This window comes from Humibacter sp. (assembly GCF_035547335.1).
Classification (GTDB): domain Bacteria; phylum Actinomycetota; class Actinomycetes; order Actinomycetales; family Microbacteriaceae; genus Humibacter.
Genome location: NZ_DASZVF010000035.1, coordinates 1 through 8859, shown reverse-complemented (window position 1 = coordinate 8859; position 8859 = coordinate 1). Strand labels below are relative to the sequence as shown.

General features: G+C 66.3%; 9 protein-coding genes. 5 read left to right on the top strand and 4 right to left on the bottom strand.

Going from position 1 to position 8859, the window contains the following annotated elements:
• Nucleotides 1–1876 (top strand): glycosyltransferase (locus tag VHB92_RS07840; RefSeq protein ID WP_325453048.1); only part of this gene is annotated, 1876 nt, incomplete at its 5' end.
• Between the two features lie 47 nt (nt 1877–1923).
• Here VHB92_RS07840 and rfbA read toward each other — a convergent pair.
• Both rfbA and VHB92_RS07830 read right to left on the bottom strand, forming a co-directional pair.
• Complete coding sequence (gene rfbA / locus VHB92_RS07835) at nt 1924–2790, bottom strand: glucose-1-phosphate thymidylyltransferase RfbA (RefSeq protein WP_325453047.1); 867 nt, start codon at nt 2788–2790, stop codon at nt 1924–1926.
• A 1-nt stretch (nt 2791) separates the two neighbouring features.
• Complete coding sequence (locus VHB92_RS07830; protein WP_325453046.1) at nt 2792–3400, bottom strand: dTDP-4-dehydrorhamnose 3,5-epimerase; 609 nt, start codon at nt 3398–3400, stop codon at nt 2792–2794.
• 70 nt (nt 3401–3470) lie between these two features.
• On the opposite strand from VHB92_RS07830, the gene rfbB reads away from it, so the two are divergent.
• The 4 genes from rfbB (at nt 3471) to VHB92_RS07810 (ending at nt 7346) form a co-directional block, all read left to right on the top strand.
• Nucleotides 3471–4466: a dTDP-glucose 4,6-dehydratase gene (gene rfbB / locus VHB92_RS07825; RefSeq protein WP_325453045.1), complete on the top strand. Its 996-nt coding sequence runs from the start codon at nt 3471–3473 to the stop codon at nt 4464–4466.
• A 3-nt stretch (nt 4467–4469) separates the two neighbouring features.
• Nucleotides 4470–5336: a dTDP-4-dehydrorhamnose reductase gene (rfbD, locus tag VHB92_RS07820; protein ID WP_325453044.1), complete on the top strand. Its 867-nt coding sequence runs from the start codon at nt 4470–4472 to the stop codon at nt 5334–5336.
• Nucleotides 5311–6447 carry a glycosyltransferase family 1 protein gene (locus tag VHB92_RS07815; RefSeq protein ID WP_325453043.1) on the top strand — a complete coding sequence of 379 codons (1137 nt, stop codon included), beginning with the start codon at nt 5311–5313 and terminating at the stop codon, nt 6445–6447. The genes rfbD and VHB92_RS07815 overlap by 26 nt, the downstream gene beginning before the upstream one ends.
• A gap of 116 nt (nt 6448–6563) precedes the next feature.
• Nucleotides 6564–7346 carry an HAD-IIB family hydrolase gene (locus VHB92_RS07810; RefSeq protein WP_325453042.1) on the top strand — a complete coding sequence of 261 codons (783 nt, stop codon included), beginning with the start codon at nt 6564–6566 and terminating at the stop codon, nt 7344–7346.
• Nucleotides 7347–7496: 150 nt separating this feature from the next.
• On the opposite strand, the gene VHB92_RS07805 is transcribed toward VHB92_RS07810, so the two are convergent.
• Nucleotides 7497–8168 (bottom strand): response regulator transcription factor, encoded by a 672-nt coding sequence (locus VHB92_RS07805; RefSeq protein ID WP_325453041.1) that lies wholly within the window; start codon nt 8166–8168, stop codon nt 7497–7499.
• Between the two features lie 16 nt (nt 8169–8184).
• Nucleotides 8185–8859 (bottom strand): sensor histidine kinase (locus VHB92_RS07800; protein ID WP_325453040.1); only part of this gene is annotated, 675 nt, incomplete at its 5' end.

Genomic DNA, 8859 nt, shown 5'->3' with positions numbered 1-8859 from the left:
AGAAAGTGAGGAGGAGCGCCTCGCGAGGATGCGGGGTGTCGTCTTGCTTCAGCAGCCGAAGCGTGCGTCGCGCCTGACCGACAGGAACGGACTCGGATGGCTCCGTGGACGACGCGGTCTTCGGATTCCGTCCTTCAAGTCCACGTCTCTCGGCACCTACTTCAACGCTTTTCCGGCGAGCTACTGGAAGTCATGGACCTCACTCGAATCCGTGGACTTGCGGATCGAGACCACCGGAACCGGCCGAATCGTGGTGTACCGCTCGAACGCGCGCTCCGTCATCCAACGCGTCGACGGTGTCGAAGTCGACGGGCCCACGATCTCGACCTTCAGCATCCCCCTCACGACGTTCATCGACGGAGGCTGGCTCTGGTTCGATCTGATTGCCGATGAACACGCGTTGGAGCTCGTGCAGGCGGACTGGATGGCTCCTGCCGGAACACCTGAGCGCACCAACGCGAATGCCACCGTCTCTATCACAACGCTCAACCGAGGCGACTACTGCACTCGTCTGCTGACCACGATCGGAAACGACAAGGAAGCGCTTTCGGTCCTCGACCGCGTGCAGGTGATCGATCAGGGCACCGAGAAGATCGTCGACAATCCTGGCTATGCGGCCGCTGTCGACTCGCTCGACGGCAAGTTGCGCGTGCTGGACCAGGCCAATATCGGCGGCTCGGGCGGATTCTCGCGCGGCATGCTGGAGGCTCTCGACGCCGGAGAGTCCGGCTACGTGATCCTGCTCGACGACGACGTCGAGATCGAGCCGGAGAGCCTTCGGCGAGCGGTCACCTTCGCCAATTACTGCAACAAACCCACCATCGTCGGCGGACACATGTTCGACATGTACGACAAGGCTCAACTCCACGCGTTCGCGGAGGGCATCAAGTGGCCCTCGTTCATGTGGGGACCCTTCACCCCCGAGCGCCACGATTTCGGAACGTCCAATCTTCGCCAGACCCAGTGGATGCATCGTCGCTACGACGTGGACTACAACGGCTGGTGGATGTGTCTGATCCCAGTCGAGATCATCAAGGCGATCGGACTGTCGCTTCCGGTGTTCATCAAATGGGACGACGCGGAGTACGCGCTTCGCGCCCGCGAGCACGGGTACGCGACGGTGAGCCTCCCGGGTGCAGCCGTGTGGCACGTGTCGTGGGTCGACAAGGATGACACGCACGACTGGCAAGCCTTCTTCCACGAGCGCAATCGTCTGATCACGGCCCTCCTCCATTCGCCGCATAAGCAAGGTGGCAAGCTCTGGCGGTCGATGCTCGCGAGTGATGTCAAGAACCTGCTGACCATGGACTACTACACGATTGCGATGCGCATGGCCGCGATCCGCAACGTGTTCGAGGGCCCCGACCAGTTGCATCGGGACATGGTGGACCGGCTCCCGAAGGTGAAGGCGATGGGCGCCGGTTTCACGGAAGCGAAACTGATCAAACGCTCGTCGGAGATCGCGCACTTCCCTGCCCGCGAGAACAAGGAGCTCACCGACCGGGTCATCAACCCGGGCCCCCACGGTCTTGCATTTCTGACCTGGCTCGCGAGGCAGGTCGTCCGGCACAGCCGCAAGGTGACGAACGACACCAGCAGGCCGCACGGGCATCTGGCGTACCAGGACGCACGATGGTTCGAAGTTCCCAACTGGGACAGCGTGCTGATCACGAACGCAGAGGGCTCCGGCGCGACTTGGCACGTTCGCGATCCGAAGAAGTTCCGATCGCTTCTGCTCGAGTCGATACGGCTGAACCGTCGCTATCGAAGGGAATGGGACCGGCTAAGCGAACAGTACAGGTCCGCGTTATCCCGCATCACATCCCCTGAGCAGTGGCGTGCCACGATCGAAAGCGCCAACAACGGCAAAGGCTGAAATCCTCGCGCTCGCGGAACCCAGCAACCTGCTGGCCGGCGTCGGCTTCACGCGTCGGCGATGAGCCGCTCCAGGTAAGCGCCGTACCCGCTCTTCACGAGCGGAGCAGCGAGCTCCTTCAGCTGCGCCGTGTCGATCCAGCCCGCACGCCAGGCGATCTCCTCGATGCAGCCGATCTTCGTGCCCTGCCTGTCCTCGATGACCCGAACGTACTCGGATGCCTGCATCATCGACTCGAACGTTCCGGTGTCCAGCCAGGCCGTGCCGCGGTCCAGCACCTGGACGTTGAGCTTGCCGGCCTGCAGATACCGCTCGTTCACCGTGGAGATCTCGAGTTCGCCCCGGGCGCTCGGCTCGATCGTCTTCGCGATCTCCACCACGTCGTTGTCGTAGAAGTACAGGCCGGGAACGGCGTAGTTGCTCTTCGGCTGCGCGGGTTTCTCCTCGATCGAGACCGCCTTGAAGTCGTCGTCGAATTCGACGACGCCATACGAACGCGGATTGCTCACGTGGTACGCGAAGATCGTCGCGCCCTCGTCGTTGGTCACGTGGCGAAGGGCCGTTCCGAGCCCGGTCCCGTGGAAGATGTTGTCACCCAGCACGAGTGCGACCGACTCGTCGCCGATGAACTCCTCGCCGATGATGAAGGCTTGCGCAAGGCCGTCCGGCGAGGGCTGAACAGCGTACTCGAGGCGGAGTCCGAGAGCCGAGCCGTCGCCGAGAAGTGCCTGGAACTGACCGTGATATTCCGGCGTCGTGATGATGAGAATCTCTCTGATGCCCGCCATCATCAGGGTCGACAGCGGGTAGTACACCATCGGCTTGTCGTAGATCGGCATGAGCTGCTTGGAAATGCCCTTGGTGATGGGCCACAGGCGCGTGCCGGATCCGCCCGCGAGGATGATGCCGCGCATGTCAGTTCCCTCCGCTCAGTGAGGCGTAGAACGACCGAGCAGCCGCGTACTCGGGCAACAGCCCTTGGTCCCGTGCTTCGGCAAGAGTCGGGGCATCCGTATCCTTCGGCGACAGTAAGAGCTCGTCAGCAGCAAGCGGGAATTCGAGGGCGATTTCGGGATCCAGGGGGCTGATGCCGTGCTCACGCTGAGGGTTGTAGACATCCGTGACGAGGTAGCTGACGGTGGCGTCGTCGGTGAGTGCGACGAAGCAGTGTCCTAGCCCCTCCGCGAGATAGATGGCGCGACGATCAACGTCATCGAGGAGCACGGAGTCCCATGTGCCGAACGCCGGAGAACCGGTGCGGATGTCGATGGCGAAGTCGAGCACCGCACCCCGCGTGCACATCACATACTTGGCCTGCCCCGGCGGGATGTCGGCGAAGTGGATGCCGCGAACCGAGCCCTTGCGCGACACGGAGGTGTTCGCCTGGCGGAGGTTCAGCGGGTGGCCGACGGCCTCCTCGAGCCGATCGAACCGATACCACTCCAGGAACACGCCGCGGTCGTCCCGGTGCTGCACCGGGGTGATCTCGTAGGCGTCGGGCACAGACAACTCGCGGATTTGCACCGGCCGAGTCTACCAATCGGCCTTCGGTAGACTCGGCGGCAGTCTCTCGACCAGAAAGCACCCGCCTCGCATGAAGATCCTCGTCACCGGCGGCGCCGGTTTCATCGGCTCGAACTTCGTCCACTATCTGATCGACAACACCGATCACGACGTGACGGTGCTCGACAAGCTCACGTATGCCGGAAACCTCGCCTCCCTGAAGGGCCTGCCCGAAAGCCGATTCACGTTCGTCAAGGGCGACATCGCCGACGCCGAGCTCGTCGACGGCCTCTTCGCCGACCACGATGCCGTCGTGCACTACGCGGCCGAGAGCCACAACGACAACTCGCTGGCCGATCCCGAACCGTTCGTGCACACGAACGTCGTCGGCACGTTCACGCTGCTGGAGGCGGCGCGCAAGCACAGCACTCGATACCACCACATCTCCACCGACGAGGTGTACGGCGACCTCGAACTCGACGACCCCGCCAGATTCACCGAGTCGACGCCGTACAACCCGTCCAGCCCGTATTCCTCCACGAAGGCCGGAAGCGACCTCCTCGTGCGCGCCTGGGTGCGGTCGTTCGGCGTGCAAGCGACCATCTCGAACTGCTCCAACAACTACGGCCCCTACCAGCACGTGGAGAAGTTCATCCCGCGCCAGATCACGAACGTGCTGCGTGGCGAGCGGCCGAAGCTGTACGGCAGCGGCGAGAACGTGCGCGACTGGATCCACGCCGACGACCATTCATCCGCCGTCCTGACCATCCTCGAGAACGGCCGCATCGGCGAGACCTATCTCATCGGCGCCGACGGCGAGAAGAACAACAAGCAGGTCGTCGAGCTCATCCTCACCGAGCTCGGGCTCCCGTCGGACGCGTACGACCTCGTGGCCGACCGGCCGGGCCACGACCTGCGGTACGCGATCGACTCCACGAAGCTGCGAACAGAGCTCGGCTGGGCGCCGCGTTACGGCGACTTCGCTGCCGGTCTCGCCGCGACCATTCAGTGGTACAAGGACCACGAGGACTGGTGGGGGCCGCAGAAGCAGGAGACGGAAGAGCGCTACGCGGCGCAGGGGCACTAGGCCGTGCGCTACCTGATCACCGGCGCATCCGGGATGCTCGGCCACGATCTGCAGGACGCCCTCGGGGGCAGGGACGTCACCGCCCTTTCCCGCGCCGAGCTCGACGTCGCCGATCGCGATGCTGTGATCAGTGCCGTGGCCGGGCACGACGTCGTGTTCAATGCGGCCGCTTACACCAAGGTGGATGACGCCGAGACGCACGAGGATGTCGCGTTCGCGGTGAACGCGGTGGGCACAGAGAACCTCGCGATCGCCGCGCGCGACATCGGCGCCCGCCTCGTCACCATCTCGACGGACTACGTGTTCCAGGGCGACGCGACGAAGCCCTACGCCGAAGATGCGCCCCGTGACCCGCTCAACGCCTATGGGCGGACGAAGGCGGCGGGTGAGGAACGGGCGCTGGCCGCGCATCCGCACGGAACGTTCGTCGTGCGCACTGCCTGGCTCTACGGCGCACACGGCCCCAACTTCGCCAAGACGATGCTGCGCCTTGCGGCGACGCACGAGACCGTGACCGTGGTCGACGACCAACGCGGGCAGCCCACCTGGACGGCCGACCTGGCTGAGCAGTTGGTGCGACTCGTGGATGCCGACGCGCCAAGCGGCATCTACCACGGCACGTCCGGCGGCGAGACGACGTGGTTCGGTTTCGCGCGGGCCGTTTTCGAGCGGGCCGGCCTGGATCCGGAGCGGGTGCAGCCCACGACGAGCGCCGATTTCGTGCGCCCGGCCGCCCGGCCCGCCTACTCGGTTCTCGGTCACGACGCGTGGGTCGCTGCCGGGCTTCCCGTGATGCGAGACTGGCGGGACGCGCTGGCCGATGCGTTCGATCGAAAGGCATTCGATGACAACCCTGCGGGTGATCGTTGACGACGTGCTCACGGATGTTCCGGACGGCATCTCCCGGTACAGCCTCGAGCTGACGCGGCAGCTCATCGCCACGGCTCCGCGCGGTTGCGTCGTCGAGGGGATCGTCGCGGCAAGGAGCGAGACGGATCGGCGCGTGCTGCAGCAGCTCTTGCCCGGTCTCGTGGGGGTGCATGCGCTCCCCGTCGGCTCGCGTGAGCTCGCGCTCGCCTGGCAGATGGGAGTGAAACTGCCGATGGGCGGTGGCCTCATCCATGCCCCGAGCCTGCTGGCGCCGCTGTTCAAGCACGACGCCTCCGACTCCGTCGACCAGACGACGGTCACGGTGCACGACGTGTCGGCGTGGACCGCTCCCGAAGCGGTCGGCGTCGTCGAGGCGGCATGGCAGAAGGCCATGGTGAAGCGCGCCCGCAAGTTCGCCGATGCCGTCGTCGTGCCCACTCACGCCGTGGCCGACCAGCTCAACCAGGTGGCGAAGCTGGGCGACCGCATCCGCGTCATCGGCGGCGCCCCCTCCGACACTCTGCAGGTGCCGGATGACGCCGACGCTCGAGCGGGAGCGCTGCGGCTGCCTGAGCGGTACATCGCCACGGTGTCGAGCCTCGATCCGAGAAGGGGCCTGCGCGCTCTGATCGGCGCGATGACGGACCCGGCGCTGCACGATCTGCCCCTCCTCGTGGTCGGACCGGAGGAGCACCACGGGGAGCGCGTGTCGACGGTCGCCATGGAGGCCGGCCTCGCGGAGGGCCGGGTCCGTACGCTCGGAAGCCTCGGCGATCCGGATCTCGCCGTCGTGCTGAGCAGAGCGACCGTCTTCGTCTACCCGAATCTGTCGTCCGGCTTCGGTCTGCCGGTCGTCGAAGCGATGCGCTTCGGCACGCCCGTCGTGCACTCCGATGATCCGGCCGTTGCCGAAGTCGCGTTCGGCGCGGGTGTGACCGTGCCCCGGGAGGACTCCGAAGGGTATCCCGCGCGGCTCGCGGAAGCCGTCTCCTCCGTTGTGGCCGACGATACGCTTCGGGAGCGGCTCCGGTTCGCCGGCATGGACCGCGCTGCCGCCTTCAGCTGGCGAGCGTCTGCCGAATCCGTGTGGCAGCTGCACGCCGAGCTGTGAGCGTCGTCGTCGTCGGACGCCCCGCGCACCGTCCTCTCGATGCTCCTGGCTAGACTTCGATCTCGCCCCATCACCGCTCGCCCGACCGCACGCGACGTGCACCACCGCTCAGGATCATGCCCTCCATCACCTACGAACCCCGCCTTGTCGCTTTCGATCTCGATGACACGCTCGCGGCATCCAAGTCGCCGGTGCAGCCGGCCATGGCGGAGCGCCTGATCGCGCTGCTCGGGCTCGCGCCGGTGTGCATCATCTCCGGGGGCCAGTTCGGACAGTTCTCGAAGCAGGTGGTGGACAAGCTGACGGATGCCTCCCCCGCGGCCCTCGCACGCCTCCACCTGATGCCGACGTGCGGCACGCAGTACTACCGCTTCGTCGACGGAGCCTGGACCCAGGTCTACGCGCAGAATCTCACCGCCGACGAGAAGACCAGAGCGCTGGCCGCCGTGGAGTCGGAGGCGCGTCGCCTCGGCTTCTGGGAGGCGCGCACCTGGGGGCCGATCCTGGAGGACCGCGGCTCGCAGATCACGTTCTCCGCGCTCGGGCAGTCAGCACCCGTGGACATCAAGGCCGCGTGGGATCCGACCGGCGAGAAGAAGAACACGCTGCGCGCTGCGGTGCAGGATCTGCTTCCCGATCTCGAGGTGCGTTCCGGAGGGTCGACCTCTGTGGACATCACGCGGCGAGGGATCGACAAGGCGTACGGCATCGCACGGCTCTCGGAGCTCACCGGGATCCGCCTCACCGACATGCTGTTCATCGGCGACCGGCTCGACCCCGAGGGAAACGACTACCCGGTGCTCGCCATGGGCGTGCCCACACTCGCCGTCACCGGCTGGGAGAACACGGTCGAGGTGCTGGATGAGCTGATCCCCAGGCTCGAGCGGCACGACGGCTGAACCGCTGCCGATCCGGGCTTTTCTCCCCCCGAGCAGCGCTTCACCTCTCCTCCCGGGCAGCTTCGCACGCCGCCCAGGAGAACGTACGAAGGCGATGACAGGCGCCGCTTCACTGCTATGAGCCAATTCGGCCCCTATCCGAGTAGGCGTTCAGCGAGCGGGTTCGATGAGCCCTGCGTCGTACGCGAGGATGACCGCCTGCACGCGATCGCGGACGCCCAGCTTCATGAAGATGCGGCTGACGTGCGTCTTCACCGTCTGCTCGCCGATGAACAGCTCTGCCGCGATCTCCGCATTCGAGCGCCCACGACCGATGAGCACGAGGATCTCGCGCTCCCGTTCCGTCAGGCTGCGCAACGACTCCGCCTTGCGGGGCGCGGCCGTACGTTGCGACGCGAACCTCTCCAAGAGGCGCTTGGTGACGCTGGGAGCGAGGAGGGCGTCGCCTGCCGCGACGACCCGCACGGCCTGCACGAGCTCATCCGGGCGTGCGTCCTTGAGCAGGAACCCGCTGGCACCGGCGGCCAGCGCGTCGTAGACATAGTCGTCGGCATCAAACGTGGTCAACACGAGAACTCGCGGCACGTGCGGCCCACCCTTGCTCGGATTCACGAGCTCCCTGGTCGCCTCGATGCCGTTCAGGTTCGGCATCCGCACGTCCATCAGCACCACATCCGGACGCAGGCTCCTCGCCTCGGCGATGGCCTCAACCCCGTCGGCGGCCTGACCGAGAACGCGGATGCCGGACTGAGCATCCAGGATCGCGGAGAAGCCCGCGCGCACCATCGCCTGATCGTCGACGACGAGAACGCTGACGGTCATGCGGGATCCCTCCGGCTCAGGCCAGCGGCAGGGCGGCTCGTACGACGAAGCCGCCCTCACGCGTCGGCATTGCTTCCAGCGTGCCATGGTGAAGGTCGACTCGCTCTCGCATGCCACGGATGCCATGGCCGCCCTCTTCGGGTGCGACGCCGGACGAGGGCGCTCGCGCAGGTGGCGCATTGCGCACCTCGACGAGTAGCTGATCTCCCCCACGCTCGAGCCTGACGAGCGTGTCGGCCGCCGTCGCGTGCCGTGCCACATTGCTCAGCGATTCCTGCACGATGCGGTAGACCGTGAGCGACAGAACGGGGTCGAGCCCCGCGACATCGGACTCGGAGAGCCCGTCGTCGAGCTCAACCCGTGACCCCGATCGTCGGGCCGATTCGACGAGCTGCGGGATGTCCGCCGCCGTCGGCTGCGGCGCACCCTCTGCCTCGGCTCCCTCGTTGCGCAGCACGGCCAGGAGAGCGCGCATCTCGCTCATGGATGCCCGCGCCAGCGCCGCGATCTCCTCGAACTCGTCGACCGCTTCCGGCGTCAGGCTCTCGAGGCGATAGCGGGCCGAGGATGCCTGCACCTGTATCGCACTCATGCCGTGGGCGACCACGTCGTGCAACTCCCGCGCGAGCCGCGTGCGCTCCTCCGCCTCCTCACGGCGCGCGAGCTGCTCGGCGGAGACGGCGCGTTCCCG

Coding starts and splice junctions, on each gene's coding strand:
- VHB92_RS07805 (WP_325453041.1), bottom strand. CDS start 8,168: ATGACCGTCAGCGTTCTCGTCGTCGACGATCAGGCGATGGTGCGCGCG.
- rfbB (WP_325453045.1), top strand. CDS start 3,471: ATGAAGATCCTCGTCACCGGCGGCGCCGGTTTCATCGGCTCGAACTTC.
- VHB92_RS07815 (WP_325453043.1), top strand. CDS start 5,311: ATGACAACCCTGCGGGTGATCGTTGACGACGTGCTCACGGATGTTCCG.
- rfbA (WP_325453047.1), bottom strand. CDS start 2,790: ATGCGCGGCATCATCCTCGCGGGCGGATCCGGCACGCGCCTGTGGCCC.
- VHB92_RS07810 (WP_325453042.1), top strand. CDS start 6,564: ATGCCCTCCATCACCTACGAACCCCGCCTTGTCGCTTTCGATCTCGAT.